Here is a 17,462-nt window from a genome sequence, read left to right on the forward strand (position 1 = left end):
GTGTTGTATTTGTATGTGAAGTAAAATAACGTATTGATTACTAGTTGTTTGTTTTTGAATTATCCGAAAGTTAAAAAAACGCTAAATGTTTTATTTTAATGATTATAAAAACAAAAGAGGCTACCATTATGGTAACCTCTTTGTATTTGGTATAGTTTTTTACGTATCTCTATGAGATTATTTTACTAAGTTAATCTCAACGCGACGGTTCAAAGCTCTCCCCTTTGCATTTTTGTTAGAAGCGATTGGTTTCTCAACTCCGTATCCTTTTGCAGACAAACGAGTGTCAGAAACTCCTCTTTGAACCAAGTAAAGTCTTACAGCATCAGCTCTTTCTTGTGAAAGTGTAAGATTTTTAGCTTTGTTTCCTGTGCTATCAGTGTGTCCTTCGATAGTAAATTTAGAGTTAGGATACTGATTTAACACGCTAACGATTTGCTCCAATACTGCAGCTGATTGAGGTTTGATTGTAGCTTTACCAGTGTCGAACAAGATAGTTTTAGCGTACTCATTCAAAGTTTTTTGAACTTCTTCAGTAACTTCTGGACAACCTTTGTTAGAAGCTGGACCAGCTACCTCAGGGCACTCATCATCTTTGTCAAGAACACCATCTTTGTCTGTATCTGGCCAAGGACAACCTGCATTTTCTTTTGGACCAGCTACTTCAGGACATTTGTCATCTTTATCAGCAACGCCATCTCCGTCTGTGTCAGGACATCCGTTAAGTTCTCTAGGACCAACTACTTCAGGACAAGCGTCATCTTTATCAGCGATTCCGTCTCCATCTGTGTCAGGACATCCGTTGAATTCTTTCAAACCAGCCTCTTCAGGACAAGCATCATTTTTATCAGCGATTCCGTCTCCGTCTGTATCAGGACATCCGTTGAATTCTTTTAGACCAGCTACTTCTGGGCACTCATCGTCTTTATCGAAAACTCCATCTCCGTCAGTGTCTTTACCACCAAACTTGATAGCTACACCCACTGAATGTTGGAAGAAATCGTGGTTTTTCTGATCTTTTTGGAAAGCAGAATTAAACGCAGTTTGTAAGTTCAAACCGATATTTTCTGTAAACCAGAAGTTCAATCCTCCACCTCCTAAGGCTCTGAATTTTCCTTCGTCTTCAATAGCTGCATATCCTCCACCTAATTGTAGGTATGGATCAAACCATCTTGCACCTGTCCAAAGAGAGTTCAAGTGATATTTAGCTCTCAAGTCAACCCCCCAAAAAGATTGGTCTACTTTAGGTGCATCTTTAACGTACCCATAGCCTTTTTCAATTTTGTTTAATGATCCTGAAAGCTCAGCAGAGAAGCCGCTTCCGATGTATCGACCTACAGAAAGGCGAGAAACAGCTGGAAGGATGTTTAAATCACTAGGTCCTCCCCAATCTTTCATAAACTCCCCAAATTCATCACTCGGCGTGCGGACGTCAACAGCGTTAACTCCAAACCCTATTTTCCAAGGATTATTTGCATCTTGTGCATAAGCTCCAACTGCAAGAGCCGAAGCCAAAGCAATAAAAGTTACTTTGATTTTCTTCATACTTAAAAATGAATTTTTGATTACTACTTTATTTTTGGGACAAATATAAATATTATTTTGATATATTCACAAATTCCCTTTCTTTTTTTTTACTTTTTTAACTACACTTATATAACGCCCAATTCCTTGCCGACTTCTGTAAAAGCTTGTATTGCCTTGTCTAAGTGTTCTTTAGAGTGTGCTGCTGACAACTGAACACGAATACGGGCTTTTCCTTTAGGAACAACAGGGTAGAAGAAGCCTATAACATAGATTCCTTTTTCAAGAAGTTTGTCAGCCATTACTTGTGAAACCTTTGCGTCGTAAAGCATTACTGGAACAATAGCACTATCTCCTTCAATGATGTCAAAACCAGCTGCTTTCATACCTTTTTTGAAATACTCAGCATTCTTTTCTAATTTATCACGAAGCGAAGTGTCCTTCGATATTAAGTCAAATACCTTTATTGAAGCACCAACAATTGCAGGAGCCAACGAGTTTGAAAACAAATACGGACGCGACCTTTGGCGTAACATTTCAATAATTTCTTTCTTTCCTGTTGTGTAGCCTCCCATCGCTCCACCGAGAGCTTTTCCTAAAGTACCTGTAACAATATCAACACGTCCCATTACTTTTTTAGCTTCAAGAGTTCCTTTTCCTGTGGCTCCGATAAATCCTGCTGCGTGGCATTCATCAACCATTACCATAGCATCGTATTTTTCTGCTAAGTCGCAAATTTTATCCAGCGGAGCAACTAATCCGTCCATTGAAAATACACCATCTGTAACAATTATTTTGAAACGAACCCCAGCGGCATCAGCTTCTTTTAATTTGGCTTCTAGGTCTGCCATATCACTATTTTCGTAACGAAAACGTTTTGCTTTACACAAACGAACTCCATCAATGATTGAAGCGTGATTTAATGAATCGGAGATTATGGCGTCTTCATCGGTGAATAGTGGCTCAAAAACGCCTCCGTTCGCATCAAAAGCAGCTGCATAGAGTATTGTGTCTTCCGTTCCGTAAAAGTCAGCAATTTTTTTCTCTAACTCTTTGTGAATATCCTGAGTTCCACAGATAAAACGGACTGACGACATACCAAATCCGTGTGTGTCAAGAGTATCCTTTGCTGCCTGAATTACCTCAGGGTGAGCAGAAAGCCCCAAGTAGTTATTTGCACAAAAATTTACTACTTCTTCACCAGAAGAAATTTTAATTTCAGCTCCTTGTTTTGAGGTTATAATTCGTTCCTTTTTGTAAAGTCCCGCTTCTTTAATAGCTTCTAATTCAGCTTGGAGATGTTGTTTTATTTTTCCGTACATAGCACCAAATTTAATTTTGATTGTCTTTGAAAGCACAAATGTAGCTAATTTCTAACATAACGTCAAAAAAATATACACTTTTATTCTTAATTTTCGTTTGCAGATAGGTCAGTTTGAAGGAAATTTTATCTTCTCGTCTATTATTCTTACCTTTGGGCTTGATTTAAGTAGAAACTTTATGATATTTGATGATATTCTTGGATACGATTCTATCAAAAAATACCTGAAAGATAGTGTGGAAGCTCAACGAATTCCGCACGCACAGCTTTTTGTAGGGAATGAAGGTAGTGGTACTTTGCCAATGGCTATTGCGTATGCATCTCATATTTTATGTAAAGATGAAAGTTCTTGTCTATTGAAATGCAATAACTTATCTCACCCTGATTTACATTTTGTTTTCCCTACAGCAATTACTACAAAAGTTAAAAAAGACCCTATAAGTACTTTATTATTAGATGAATGGCGAAAATTTATAAAGGATAAACCATACGGAAGTCTTTTTGATTGGTATCAACAATTGGGAATTGAAAACAAACAAGGCAATATTGGTGTTAACGAAGCCAAAGACATTACTTCGAAACTGTCATTAAAAGCTTTTGAGGGTGGATATAAAGTAATGGTTATTTGGATGGCAGAAAAAATGAATACTGAATCTGCTAATAAATTGCTGAAACTATTGGAAGAACCGCCTCAACGAACTATTTTTCTTTTAGTTACGGAAGATGAATCTTTGATTTTGGATACCATTCGGTCGCGTTGCCAGATTTTGCGATTTCCACCATTAAGTGAAAAAGCTATCAAAGAAGGACTTGTAAAAAGAGGTGTCGCTGAAAATGAAGCTGTTAAATTAGCTGTGAGAGCTCAAGGAAACTTCAACAAAGCATTGAGCTTTTTGGAAAATACTGATGAGGAGAATATCTTTGAAAAATGGTTTATCACTTGGGTTCGTTCTGCTTACAGAGCCAAAGGAAATAAATCCTCTATTCATGGGCTTTTGCAATGGAGTGAAGAAATTGCGGCATCAGGACGGGAAACTCAAAAACAATTCTTGTTATATTGCATTGAAGTTTTTCGTCAGGCACTATTGATGAACTATAATTCAGCGAGTTTGGTGTATTCTGAATTTAAAGATTCGTCTTTTAAATTAGAAAAATTTGCTCCTTTCGTACACGGAAATAATATTCAACAAATTCATCAACAGTTGGAAGAAGCTCTCTTTCACGTTGAACGTAATGGAAATGCGAAAATTATCTTTACCGATTTATCAATAAAATTAACACGACTTTTACATACAAAATAACTCAATTTTTATGGATTTTGCTTTGGTTTTTGTATTTCTATTTCTGATTATAACATTTGGATATAGTGCTTTTGAGAAGATTGTAGATTTCAGAAAATCAGTAATTTATTATAGAGATTATCTTTCAGATACTTTTTTGGAGAAACATATCGCTGTAATATTGTTTTTTGTTATTGCCGCAGAAGTGGTTTCTACAATTTTGTTTTTGGTTGGGATTTTTGAAATTTTCAGTTTGGGAGCTGTTTTCTATGGCTTCTATGGGCTTGTTATCGCTTCTTCTACTTTGCTTTGTTTTTTGTTTGGACAACGTTTAGCAAAAGACTATGAAGGAGCCAGAGGAATTGCTATTTACTTTATTATCTGCTTGATAGGACTTCTTGTGTGTTAAAAGGTTTATTGAGTTGATTTTGCATCTGCTTCCAATTCTTGAAGTATTATGTTTCTGACTTTTTCTTTTAAAGAATTTTTGTCGTTAAAGGTTAGTCCTTGTGTAGGAACAAATGAATGTATTTTTACTCGCATCTCTCCTGGACTTCCAGCAAAAAAACGAAAAGGATACAATCTTTTATTATCAAAAAAAGTCATTGGAATAATAGGAATCTGAAAATCAATAGCTAAACTGAAGGCTCCATCTTTGAATTTATCTAACACAACAGACTCATCTGGTACACCTCCTTCTGGAAATATGCAAATACTTAACCCTGAATTGAGTCTTTTTTTAGCAGAAGCATACACCTGTTTTCTACTTTCCGCACTTGATCTATCCACTAAAATGGCAAATCTCTTATAGAAATAACCAAATACAGGAGTTCGTGCAAGTTCTTTCTTTCCTACAAAAACAAACGGATTTTTACTACAAACGTACATCAGCATTACGTCCGTTACACTGGTGTGATTTGCAACCAAGATATAACTTCCTCTTTTTTCAATAAATTGATTTTTAGATATTTCTGTATAAAAGCCCATTCCGTAAAGAATTGGTTTTGCCCAAAGGTTTCGTGCTACCCAGTAAAATTGTGGATACCATTTTTCTCGTAACGTAAAAACGAACAAAATTGGGGTCAATAGTAGTATAATGATTGTTACCAATACGTAAAACCATATTTTCCAAATGAGCCAAAAGGCGTATTTCAGAAAAGTCATTCCTTTTTAAAATTTTGAGGGTGCAAATATACAAATTTGTTGAATATACATTTTTGAGGATTTTATTATGCATTGGTAGTGATACATAAAAAAGTAAAACACGGCAATTGAACCGTGTTTTTATGTTTCCTTTTTGTTTACTCAGTTGATAAACTTGGTATTACACAAGAATAGATTTATTGTTGATGTCCAAGAAAATCATTTCCCTGTATTTTAAAAAGAGATAAACTATAACTAATCTGACGAAATGTTTTTATTCTTTGATTTTTGTTTTTCGTTTGTTTTCGTTTCGTTCAATTTTATGTTCGGGGCGTGTCCATTTCGGATTTTCACCCAGTGCAACATATTTGGAATCTTCTGCTTCTGTGGTTGTAGGTTGTGCGTGTTTTTCAAAAGGTTTCTGTGTACGCATACCCAACATTTCGAACATCATCATATCTTCGTTGATATTTGGGTTGGGAGTTGTCAGTAGTTTATCCCCAGCAAAAATAGAATTTGCTCCTGCAAAGAAACACATCGCTTGTCCTTCACGGCTCATTTGGGTTCTTCCAGCTGAAAGACGTACTTGAGTTTCAGGCATTACAATACGAGTAGTGGCAATCATTCGAATCATTTCCCAGATTTCTACAGGTTTTTGGTCTTCCATTGGGGTTCCTTCTACAGCTACTAAGGCATTTATAGGAACAGACTCAGGTTGTGGATTTAAGGTAGAAAGAGCCACGAGCATTCCTGCACGGTCTTCTAAAGATTCTCCCATACCGATGATACCGCCACTACAAACAGTAATGTTTGTTTTTCGTACGTTTTCAATGGTTTGTAATCGGTCTTCGTAACCTCGTGTTGAAATTACTTCTTTATAGTATTCTTCTGAAGTATCTAAATTATGGTTATAAGCATAAAGCCCTGCTTCAGCCAATCTTTTTGCTTGATTTTCAGTTAGCATACCCAATGTACAGCAAACTTCCATATCTAATTTGTTGATAGTTCGAACCATTTCCAAAACTTGGTCAAATTCGGGACCATCTTTTACGTTTCGCCAAGCAGCACCCATACAAACCCTCGAAGCTCCTGATGATTTTGCCCTGAGAGCTTGTGCTTTCACGTGTGAAACAGTCATCAATTCCTCTAATTCAACGCCTGTGTGATAGCGAGCTGCCTGAGGGCAATAACCGCAATCTTCCGAACATCCTCCCGTTTTGATAGATAATAAGGTAGAAACTTGTACCGCGTTTGGATCGTGAAACTGACGATGTATTGTAGCAGCTTCATAAAGCAAATCCATTAAAGGTTTTTTATAAATAGCGATGATTTCTTCTTTAGTCCAATTATGTCGAGTTTTGTACATATCCTTATGAATTTATTTTTATTTTATGATGAGAAAAAGCCAGAAAAGAAATGGGGTTCTGGTAAAACTTTTTCGAGTTGCAAAAATAATAAATATAATGAGTTGTTAATTCTTTTTCATAACTTTTATGTAAAAAAGATAAGATTTATAAATTTCAATTTTAAAATAATTTTGATTCTATTTTTATGTAATTATTTTATTTTCAATTGTTTATTTGTTGTTTTGAGTGTTAAGAATATTGTGGTTATATTAAAACTTTTTATTTTTAAAATTAAATTCTCTACCTTTGTAGCTTCTGAAATTGTTAATAAAAACATAAGGATATTTAAAATATGGGTCTTGTAAGTGCAAAAGAGGTTGCTAAGGCTATAAACCTTGATAAATATGGTTTTATGGGGACTTTTGGAGGCTGGGTGCTGATGAAGCTACTTCGGCTTTCAAAGTTGAATGCCATTTATGACAGGAATAAACACTTACAAGGGCTTGATTTTTTAAATACAATTTTGGACGAGTTTGAAATTCAGTTTCAAATTCCTGAGGAAGATTTAAGAAACATTCCCAAAGAAGGAGCTTTTATCACAATATCAAATCATCCATTAGGAGGAATTGATGGAATATTGCTACTAAAGTTGCTTTTGGAGAAACGCCCTGATTTTAAAATTATGGCAAACTTCCTCTTGCAACGTATTGAACCTCTTGCTCCCTACGTGATGCCTGTGAATCCGTTTGAAAATCACAAAGATGCCAAATCAAGTGTAATCGGGTTTAAACAGACAATCAAGCATTTGCAAGATGGAATGCCTTTGGGGCTTTTTCCCGCAGGAGAAGTTTCTGTTAGTCGCGAAGGCAAACTTGTCGTTGATAAACCTTGGGAGGAAGCCGCTATGAAACTTGCTAAAAAGGCTCAGGTGCCAGTTATCCCCATTTATTTTCACGCTAAAAATAGCAGATTATTTTATTCGCTTTCAAAAATTAGTGATACGTTACGTACGGCAAAATTACCTTCGGAATTGCTAACTCAAAGGAAGCGAACTATCTACATCCGAATAGGAAAGCCAATATCTGTAAACGTACAAGAAGAATATAAGGATATTGATTCTTACACAGAATTTCTGCGTAAGAAAACGTATATTTTAGCAAATACATTTGAGCAAGATAGAAAATTTATTCCTTTAGCTGCTGTATTGAAAGCAAATAAATTTCCAAAAACTCCTGAAGAAATTATTAAACCTGTCGGTACAGAATTGATAGAGAAAGAAATAGAATGTATTACCGAGAAAGGGCATCGTTTGCTAAAGACAAACAATTATGAGGTTTTTTTAGCACCTTGTAAGGATATTCCAAATATAATAAAGGAAATAGGAAGGCTTCGTGAAATCACGTTCCGTGAAGTAGGGGAGGGGACGAATGCCTCCATTGATTTGGATTCGTTCGATGAATACTATTATCATTTATTTTTGTGGGATGTTGAAGCTAAGAGAGTTGCAGGAGCGTATCGTATGGGATTGGGAGCTGAAATTTTTCCAAAATATGGAATAGAAGGCTTTTATACGCACGATTTATTCCGTTTCGAGCCCGAATTGTATGATATGATGAGCAAAACCATTGAAATGGGACGAGCATTCATTATTCCTGAATATCAGCAAAAACCAATGCCTTTATTCCTTCTTTGGAAAGGGATTGCACACACTACATTACGTTATCCAGAACATCACTATTTGTTGGGAGGCGTAAGCATAAGTAATCAGTTTTCGAATTTTTCGAAATCGTTGATGATTGAGTTTATGAAATCAAATTTTTATGATCCTTATATTGCTCAGTATGTGCGTCCTAAAAAAGAATTTAAAGTAAAAATAAAAGATGCTGATAAAGATTTTATTTTTGACGAAACTCAAGCTGACCTTAACAAATTTGATAAAATTATCGATGAATTAGAGCCAGGGAACTTACGTTTACCTGTTTTGATAAAAAAATATATTAAGCAGAACGCTAAAGTAATTGCTTTCAACGTAGACCCAATGTTTAACAATGCTATTGATGGTTTGATGTACATTCGTATTGCCGACCTTCCTGAGAGTACAATGAAGCCAGTTATGGAGGAATTTCAGGCAGAACTAGAAGCGAAAATGAAAGCTAATTAACTTAAAATTAATTATGTATAGGAATTACAAACTTCAGATTTTTTTTATCCTTATTTTAGCATTGTTTGTAAATAATCTTCTTGCACAGCAACATTCGGAACTTTTCTATATTGAAAATAATGTTTTAAAAGGTTGTAATCGTGAGAAAATTCCCGCTGATGGAAAGATAAAAATTCCGTATTTTGTAAAAATAATTGAAAAGGAGGTTTTCAAAGATTGTAATCAATTACAATATGTTGAAATTCCAAATACAGTAGAAATTATTGAAGAGAAAGCTTTTTTCAATTGTACTAATTTAACTTCAGTTGATATTCCTGATTCGGTTGTTCGAATAGGAAAGAATGCATTTACTTCTTGTGTTAATCTGACTTCTGTAAATTTTTCGGAATCATTGCAGAGTATTGAAGATGAGGCTTTCAAGTCTTGCTATAATATTGAGAGTATCAAACTTCCTAATTCGGTTACTTTGTTGGGAAAAGGGGCATTTATGGAGTGCTTCAATTTGAAAAATGTGATGCTTTCCAGTAAGATTTCAGAAATTCCACAAAAAGCATTTTATCAGTGTAAATCTCTTAAAGTCATTCAAATACTTTCAGGAGTTACTCATATTAGGGCAAGTGCATTCGCTTTCTGTGAGTCGCTTAATTCTGTTAAAGTATTGGGAGATTTGGAATATATTGGGAATGATGCTTTTGAACATTGTAAATCACTAAGAGAAGTGTATTTGCCTGATTCTGTGGTATATCTTGGAACGAGCGTTTTCTACAATTGTTCACGTTTAGAATCTGTTGTTCTTCCCAAAAATCTTGCACAAATTAAAAATGATACGTTTTTGAATTGCCATCGTTTACAAAATGTTATTTTGCCAGAAAAGTTAGAAAAAATAGGAATGCATTCGTTTCGTAATTGTCATAGTATCACATACGTAGAGTTTCCTAATAGTGTTACTGACATACTTTTTGGAGCGTTTAATGAGTGCAAGAATTTGCAAGAAATTAAGTTGTCTAAACTATTGAGTCATATTGGCTCTTTTGCATTTGCTAATTGCATCAATTTAAGGAAGATAGAAATTCCTAATCTGGTAACAGAAATTGGAGATAAAGCCTTTTATGATTGTAAAAGCTTGACTTCAGTTAAGTTCTCAAATCAAACTCAAGTGGTTGGTGTTCAGTCTTTTTATGGTTGTTCCTCTCTGAAAAAAATAAAACTTCCTGCTTCCATTACAAAAATTGGTTTGGAGGCTTTTCGAGGTTGTTCTTCACTGCTTGAAATGCGTTTAGATGCTATAACACCTCCCGAAATAACACGCACAATAGGTTATAAAGGAGTTTTGGTGGTGCCTCAAAAAAGTAAGGAAATTTATCAAGAAAATCCGTTGTGGAAGGATAATGTTTTTAAGTGATAAATTATTTGATTTCAATGAAATAACTTTTCGTTGTTTCTCTTTCTCGCTTTTATAACTCCATTCAATACAATTGCCAAAAGCATCACTGCTGAAGCAAGATAGAAAACAACACTCATATGTTCCGATCCACCAAAGATAAGATACGCAAAGAAAATACCATAAACGGGTTCTAAATTCACTGCCAAGACCAATGTAAAAGGTGATATATATCGCATCAATCGGATAGACTCAAACATCGGATAAGCTGTGAAAACGCTTGCTAGTAACAAGGTCCACCAAAAGTCATTTAGAGAAATAGTTCCTACTCCAACAAGGTTATCTGTAAACAAAAAATAGAGTGTGAGTATCAAAAATCCTCCAAAAATTTCATAGGTTATAATATTCCCCGAAGATGTTTGTCCGTGTAATCTGCCGTTAAAAACACTAAAGAGAGCTCCAAAAAAAGCACATAAAATTCCATAAATGATTCCTTCTTTGTATCGAATTTCTGTTTTGAAGATGAGTAACATACAGGCTGTAATAACAACTCCCATTAGTATTTCTGTCCAATCAATTCGTCGACGAAAAACCAGAGGTTCTATAAAAGCTACAAAAAGCGTGGCAGTAGAGATACACGCTAACGTGATGGATACATTTGATACTTTAATTGAATGAAAAAAAAGAAGCCAGTGAATCGCCATTAACGAACCTACTCCTACGAGTTTTACTGCCAAATCTCTTCGTACAAAGATGCTTTCCTCTTGAAAAAAAGTTATGAAGGCAATAAGAAAAACAGACGTAAGCCCCATTCGATACCATACTAAATGATTGGCATCTAATGAAATCAATTTTCCTAAAATGGCAGTAAATCCCCATAGGAAGACAATGAAATGCAAACGTAATTGTGCTGACATCTATTCTATTTTGAATTGGAGGGCTAAAATAAATAAAAAATATAAAACACAAAAAAACAACTTAGGAAAAAGCATTTCAAACCAATACACTTATTTTAATGATAAGAGGAGAGTTTCTTTGTGTAATAACACGAAAGAAATATAACACTTAAAGAGAAAAACAACGGAATATTCTAAAATTAAAGTGTACCTGAACGGATGTAAATGTATCCTGTCTTTTGTTTACCATCGTCAAAAGTAATGACATAGAAATAGGTTCCGTTAGGTAAAACCTCTTTGCTTACAGTGCGTTTGTGCTCGGAGAATCCGTTGAAGCGTTCACCATCAAGCATATAGTTTTCTTTCTCGTACACTTTTACTCCCCAACGGTTAAAGATGGTAACAACGTTTTTCTTGTTGCATTTTTCGCAATACTTTTTGAGGTCTTCTAATTGCCATACGTCGTTAGCACCATCATCATTTAAAGATAATGCGTTAGGGATAAACATCTTTTTAAAGTCTTCCTCACATGAATTGTTGGAAACAACCTCAACTAGTAGGCTTACTGCTTGGCTTTGACAGCCTTTTTCCGTTTGACAAACAGCATAATAAGTGGTAGAATTTGAAGGAATTACTTCAGACTGATTGATTTCCTGCGTAAGGGCAGCATCTTCAAACCAACATACAGTGTCATCACCACACTGAATACTTGTAATGCTCACCGACTGACCTAAATAGATACGTACAGGGAAGGCTGAAACATCAGGCTGGTTGGCTGGCACATTTCGTTCAATATGTACTGTTGTAAGCTCACTTTGGATGCCATTAACAGTTTGTTGCACCCAATAAGATATGGTGTTTCCTTTTGGAATGTCTTTAGTGTCTACTACAATCGAAGACGTAGTTTCACCTGTATTCCATAGTAATGTTCCAGTATAATTGGACGCCTCAAGCAAAGCCGTAGCGTTATCACAATTGTATTTTATATTAATTTTTGGAGGAGGAACAACTTCAACGACCTCAATAGTTCCTATTTTGAAGTTAGAAGAACATCCGTCAGAAACTTGTACTTTATAATAGTATTTTCCTGCTTCAAGCCACTGTACTTGTACTTGATTTCCAGTATTTCCGTTAAGAAAAATTGCTTTGGAAGGAGGACAATTTCCTGCTGTTTTGGCAAAATCTAAATTTGAAGTAGGTACATACAACTCCCAAGTGTACGTGCTTTGAGGTACGTCACCGACAGAAAATGTGGAAGTTTGCCCAACAACAATCTTACTCTGTGCAGAAATTGTACTGACAAAGCAACAAGTTAGTAGGCTTAATACCCACAAGAATATAGGAGTGATATGTCTGTTTTGCCTGAGCATTTATATTCTCTGTAAGAGTTGTAATTTTCTGGAGTATAAAAACCTCCAGAAAACTACGCTGCATATTTTGAGAAAGTTATTAGCTTATGTTATTGAATTTGAATTATAAACTCACCAGAGTCAGCTGTAATGGTAGGACGAGCCAATATTTTTTGATTTGTTTTTTTATCGTTTCCGTCTGTTAACTCTATGCAGTTATTATCAACGTCTCTTTTTCCTAAACTTCCGTCTGCAAGAACCATCTGTCCTTTTGTTGCAACTTCAATCGCCTCATCATTTAAGCCTTCGTAAGTGCCATTATCAATTGTTACTTCTAAAATAAATTCGGTTTTACTGGTTTTATCTACTGAGGTTATTGTCTGCATATTTCCATCATTGGTTAACGTTCCAAAATTTTCAAATGTATTTCCAGCACCTCCATTCCATTTAACAGAAGTGTACTTTCTTCCAACAGAGTTATCTTTTCCTGCAAGATTAGGTAATGTAATGGTTGGTTTCCATTCTCCAGAAAAGCCAGTCATAGTAACTTTATAGTAAAGGGTATTTGTGCCATAAATATACCTTACCTTGTCTCCTTCAATAGTAGCAGAGGTAATGTCAGCAGAACAAACTTGAGGATTGCCCACAAAAGGATTTCCTGCATTATCTATTACAGGTTTGATTTCCAATGTGAATTTATTCAAAGGTTTGATTTCCATTGCTTTCAAGTTTACTGCATTACATCCATTTTTAGTTTCTGTATATTTAATTACTAAATAAAAAGGATTCGCATCGGTTAAAGCATCAGGCTTCCAAGCTAACTGAAGGCTTTTGCTTGTCCCTGTGTTAGCATTATAAGGCGATCCTCCTCTCAAAGAAAAGAAATTATTGTTTTCTGGTAAGATGTTTGCAGTATTTAACAGATTGGCATCTTTGGTTACGTACCATTGATAGTTTCCATTTCCATCGAAATTATTAGGAGCAGTTCCTCCTGTAATGCTAACTTCATAGGTATAGGTGGTGCCTATTTCAGGCTTGTTTGGGGTTGGAGTACAATTATTTGCAGGTGTACCCTGTGCATAAGCACCTACTGATAAAATGGCTAAAGCCATACTTAAAATTAACTTTCTCATTGTTAAAAAATTAGAGTTAATAATTATTTATTAATATTTTATTGAAATTCAAGGTTAGGTCGTGGGGTAATCCGCACTTGTCGGGTTATATGGTTATATTTTTGTCCGTTGCATTCTAGCCAATAGGTTATGGTATAAGTTTTATCGGAGGAAGTTGCATTTTCAAAAGATATATTCCCCAAAGTGGAGGGTTGCCCCGTTCGTGTATTACTCAAATCGTTATTGATTGTCCATTTCAAGGTAGGATTTGGGCAACAAGGAACTGAATTTACCACTACATCAAGTGCCGTATCTCCCAAAGGTAATACATAACTATTTTCCATTATGATGGTGTTTCCGTTATTATCATAAACCGCCGATACAATTTCGGGCAAACACCACGCAACATCCTGGAAAGGAGCTATGAAAGGAGCTACTACATTTATTACCTTCTTCTTGTCAGTGAAATACGTAGTACAGCTGTTTGCGTCTCTAACCCATAAAATCTCATAAGTGAACTCGCCCTTATCATTAGGAATGTGTTCTATAACCAAACTATTTTGGTTATTTTCCAATGGGAATTCCTTTTCTTTAGGAGTTTCTCCCGTCTTTGTAGCTTTCACCCTCACGGTAAAGGGAGGTTTTCCTGTAAAAGTAACCCACGGAATTTGTGCTTTTGAAGTGTTTAAACATAGCGTGGTATTCTTCTCCAAGAATGTAGCTGTAGGCAAAGGATTTATTGTAATATTGTCAGTTTTGTGTATTGAGGTTGTACAGCCTTTGCCATCAGTGATGGATTCATATTCATACTTAAATGTTCCTGTTTGGTTGGAATTGATAGGAATATTGAAAGTATTCTCGTTGCTTTTGACCTGTAAAGTCACACCATTTAGCTTATAAGAAAGTGTAAAAGGCGGTGTTCCTCCACTACCACTATTTACCACAACTCTAATTTCAGCACTCCCTCCTTGGCAAAGCTTTTTTGAACTAGGTCTTATGCTGACATCAAGTTTTTTTAAAACTTCTATTCTTACAGGATTAGAAAGAATATTCTCCCTTTTTTCGGTCATTCCAATATTTTTGAAACGAACTGAAGCTCTTCTAAAAAGGTAATACACTCCTGGTTGATTAAAAGGGGTGGTTTGTGTATCTGGCGTATAATCTTTTGAAGTGGCTCCAATGATATAGGTATGCTTATTATCATCTAAAGACTTTGTGTAATACCATTGGAAGTCAAATACCATATTATAGCCTTGCTGTTGTCTTCTATTAAAGTCATCTCCCGTTATAGTAGAAGCTTGCTCACCTTGGCAAATAGTCTGATCTCCAATAATGGTGTTTTCAATAATTTTGTTATGATCATTAATTTCAAATAAATATCTGAAAGGTACACCTTTATTGAAGTATTCATAATTGAGTGTGTTGTTTCCCGTTAGTTTAATAATTTGATTCTCAACTGGGTTATAGCCTGTGCTATGGCTGGTTCTCCAGTTGTTATAGACTGGTTGATTGTCCACAGACAGGCGAGTACCATCATCAGCTCCCATTGTAACATAATATAAACCTTTTCGGGTGGTTTTCATAAAGGCTTTGGTAGAGAAGTAATTAGAAACTTTAAGTCTCTCAAAATTATTGGATAAAACACTTATAGGGGTTATATTGATATGTGAACTATAGAAATGAAAACTTTCATTTTCATCTCGATATCCTAAATAATTTTCGAATAGGACATCTCTTCCACTTTCTGGAGCAATATTGTTTTGTTCTCCATAAAAATGAATTCGCCATTTGTTTACCTCAGAGGGTGGTATGTTGGGTATGTCTGTTGTGTTTCTCTTTCCAGCGACCTTGATCTTAATTCTACTAAATACGCCTCTATAATAAATTTTTAACTCCCCAGAGAAAGGGGCAGTAAATGTTGTTTTTGGACTGAAAAATGATGAAGAAGTATTGTCTACATGTATCTCATGTTCTCCTGAGCAAATATTAAGATTCGTTTTATGTGCATCAATCTCATATTGAATGCCTTTTATTACATTAAGTGCTATATAGTTGTTTTTGCTTATAGGAGCCTCTATTCCTGCATTATCTCCAAGTCCCCACTCTGGCGTAACCACTTGTCCTATTTGCGTTCCGCCTTGGCATTGAGAATACAAGAAATATTCTCCTAAAAAAGAGAATATCAAACACGAAATAAGCTTTATTTTGAGTGAGTTAGTCATCTGAAAAGATGTAGAAATGGCATTGTATTTCTGGTGTGCAAATGTATATCAAAAAAAGAATACTGCAAAATTTTAACGATTAAAAAATAATAAACACAAAACTCTTACGAAAAACGTAAGAGTTTATGAATCATTTTTGATAAAAACTATTTTTGAATTAATTCCTCAACTGGTATTTTTTGAAAAATCAAGTCTCCTGCGCCTTCGTAAAGTATTCCGATGTATTTATCGTCAATAATCGACATACACGAATACCCAAATCCTTCGTTTTCATAAAGTTTTAGGGTTGGGAGTTTGTCCCACGTATTACCGTCATCATCACTTACCTTTATGGTCATATTCACACGCTTTTTGGCATCTGCTGGATTGGAGAAAAATAGATATTTTTTCCCATTTTTATCCAGTGAAATGATACTTGCCATACAATTGGGCTCGGTTAGTGCTTTACGTGATGTGCTGTGTTCTGTCCACGTTTTTCCAAAATCGCGAGTAACAGCCACTGAACGTCCGTGAAAGGCATCGGAAAGCGTGTAATTCTGCCGATTTCGGTCGTCACGCATATTAAGCATTATACTTCCGTCAGAAAGCTGAACCACCTGAGCCTCTGTGGTGTGCGATTTTGCTCCCGTTCCGCAGTGCCACGTTTTTCCGTGGTCGTCGCTATATATTAAGGTAGAATGTGGTACTTGGTTTTCATCTTTGTATTGTGCCGCAAACATTATTTTTCCATCGTTTAGGGAAATGCCACTACCTGGTCCGTTGAAGAAAAGATACCATTTCGGGTCTTTGGTTTGAGCCGTGATGTTGATAGGTTCGCTCCACGTGATGCCGTCATCTTCACTTTTAACGAGCATCAACTGACCGGTTTCGTGGGGTGTCATACCTGGTTTGGAAGCCCACCACGCCATTTTGTCTTTATCGTGTCCGTGGAGCCAAAACGCTGCTACCCAAATTGTTCCTGTAGTTTTATCAACCAATACGGCAGGGTCGCCAATTCCGTTGAGACGATTATCAAGTCCGCCCCATTCGCCCAAATCCATAATTTCCTTCATCGGTTCCCAAGTTTGTCCGCCATCGGTGCTTCGGCTCATTCCTACGTTTACATCTTCCTGCAAATCCTTGCAATTGTTGTAACGATTGTCGTACACCGCGATGAGCGTTCCTTTGTTGGTGGTCGCCAATCCAGGGATACGATAACATTCAATGCCGTCTTGTTTCTTATCGCGAAGCGTTATCCCAAAGCGTTGTGAAGCACTTTTCGGATTTACATATACGTATCGTGACCCATTTGATAAAAATTCGATTTGAAAAACTTTAATTTTGTTCAAAAGATTCGGATTTTCAGTGGTTTTTGTTGTCACCCAAACATAAGTGTTTTCAGTTTTGGGCAAATAATTACCTTTCAGAAGTGTTGTCGATTGAACGTTTTTAGTAGAAGCGAATTGTTGTGCTTCTTTAAAGTTTTCTTTATCACTTACATAGATAGCTATTTCACTTAAATCCAAAGATTTTAATTCGGATTTGAGTAAAACTTTTACCTCTGTGATAGCATTCAAATTTTTAGTAGCTAACTTGAAAGAAGCTAATAAATTCTCCTTGCCTGTGACCAAAGGCATTTCGGGCTGTGTAAATTCGCCTCCGCCGATTACGTTTTTTTGGCTTCCACAAGCCGACAAAAGAACAAAAGCGAATAAAAGATAAAAAATTCGATTCATTATGATGCGTTT

At 35.7% G+C, this 17,462-nt stretch carries 13 protein-coding genes; 4 read left to right on the forward strand and 9 right to left on the reverse strand.

The features are described 5' to 3' along the window. Window positions 1–177: 177 nt before the first annotated feature. Both CGC48_RS07720 and kbl read right to left on the reverse strand, forming a co-directional pair. Window positions 178–1,545: an OmpA family protein gene (locus CGC48_RS07720; protein ID WP_098029124.1), complete on the reverse strand. Its 1,368-nt coding sequence runs from the start codon at window positions 1,543–1,545 to the stop codon at window positions 178–180. 107 nt (window positions 1,546–1,652) lie between these two features. Next, a complete protein-coding gene (gene kbl / locus CGC48_RS07725; protein ID WP_098029125.1) occupies window positions 1,653–2,846 on the reverse strand; it encodes a glycine C-acetyltransferase in 1,194 nt (397 codons plus the stop codon). Window positions 2,847–3,024: 178 nt separating this feature from the next. Between kbl and CGC48_RS07730 the strand changes: the two genes are divergently transcribed. Together CGC48_RS07730 and CGC48_RS07735 are read left to right on the forward strand one after the other, a co-directional pair. Further along, window positions 3,025–4,146 (forward strand): DNA polymerase III subunit, encoded by a 1,122-nt coding sequence (locus CGC48_RS07730; RefSeq protein ID WP_098029126.1) that lies wholly within the window; start codon window positions 3,025–3,027, stop codon window positions 4,144–4,146. A 10-nt stretch (window positions 4,147–4,156) separates the two neighbouring features. Next, the gene (locus tag CGC48_RS07735; protein ID WP_098029127.1) at window positions 4,157–4,534 is read left to right on the forward strand and encodes a hypothetical protein; all 378 of its coding nucleotides are present in this window, start codon (window positions 4,157–4,159) and stop codon (window positions 4,532–4,534) included. Window positions 4,535–4,539: 5 nt separating this feature from the next. Here CGC48_RS07735 and CGC48_RS07740 read toward each other — a convergent pair whose 3' ends face one another. Together CGC48_RS07740 and bioB are read right to left on the reverse strand one after the other, a co-directional pair. Then, window positions 4,540–5,289: a lysophospholipid acyltransferase family protein gene (locus CGC48_RS07740; protein ID WP_098029128.1), complete on the reverse strand. Its 750-nt coding sequence runs from the start codon at window positions 5,287–5,289 to the stop codon at window positions 4,540–4,542. Between the two features lie 253 nt (window positions 5,290–5,542). After that, a complete protein-coding gene (bioB, locus tag CGC48_RS07745) occupies window positions 5,543–6,634 on the reverse strand; it encodes a biotin synthase BioB (RefSeq protein WP_098029129.1) in 1,092 nt (363 codons plus the stop codon). 332 nt (window positions 6,635–6,966) lie between these two features. Here bioB and CGC48_RS07755 point away from each other — a divergent pair, with 332 nt between their 5' ends. Then, a complete protein-coding gene (locus CGC48_RS07755; RefSeq protein ID WP_098029131.1) occupies window positions 6,967–8,775 on the forward strand; it encodes a GNAT family N-acyltransferase in 1,809 nt (602 codons plus the stop codon). Window positions 8,776–8,788: 13 nt separating this feature from the next. Beyond that, window positions 8,789–10,177 (forward strand): leucine-rich repeat domain-containing protein, encoded by a 1,389-nt coding sequence (locus CGC48_RS07760; protein ID WP_098029132.1) that lies wholly within the window; start codon window positions 8,789–8,791, stop codon window positions 10,175–10,177. A 14-nt stretch (window positions 10,178–10,191) separates the two neighbouring features. Here the strand turns inward: CGC48_RS07760 and CGC48_RS07765 are convergent, their stop codons facing one another. The 5 genes from CGC48_RS07765 to CGC48_RS07785 form a co-directional block, all read right to left on the reverse strand. Next, a complete protein-coding gene (locus tag CGC48_RS07765; protein WP_098029133.1) occupies window positions 10,192–11,073 on the reverse strand; it encodes a DMT family transporter in 882 nt (293 codons plus the stop codon). A gap of 179 nt (window positions 11,074–11,252) precedes the next feature. Then, window positions 11,253–12,422: a gliding motility-associated C-terminal domain-containing protein gene (locus tag CGC48_RS07770; protein ID WP_098029134.1), complete on the reverse strand. Its 1,170-nt coding sequence runs from the start codon at window positions 12,420–12,422 to the stop codon at window positions 11,253–11,255. A gap of 89 nt (window positions 12,423–12,511) precedes the next feature. Continuing rightward, complete coding sequence (locus CGC48_RS07775) at window positions 12,512–13,534, reverse strand: hypothetical protein (protein ID WP_157909889.1); 1,023 nt, start codon at window positions 13,532–13,534, stop codon at window positions 12,512–12,514. Between the two features lie 38 nt (window positions 13,535–13,572). Beyond that, window positions 13,573–15,735, reverse strand: a complete 2,163-nt coding sequence (locus tag CGC48_RS07780; RefSeq protein WP_098029136.1) for a hypothetical protein — start codon at window positions 15,733–15,735, stop codon at window positions 13,573–13,575. 146 nt (window positions 15,736–15,881) lie between these two features. Continuing rightward, complete coding sequence (locus tag CGC48_RS07785) at window positions 15,882–17,450, reverse strand: sialidase family protein (RefSeq protein WP_098029137.1); 1,569 nt, start codon at window positions 17,448–17,450, stop codon at window positions 15,882–15,884. Window positions 17,451–17,462: the final 12 nt, after the last annotated feature.

The sequence above is a fragment of the Capnocytophaga cynodegmi genome, assembly GCF_002302475.1.
In the GTDB taxonomy this organism is placed as follows: Bacteria; Bacteroidota; Bacteroidia; order Flavobacteriales; family Flavobacteriaceae; genus Capnocytophaga; species Capnocytophaga cynodegmi.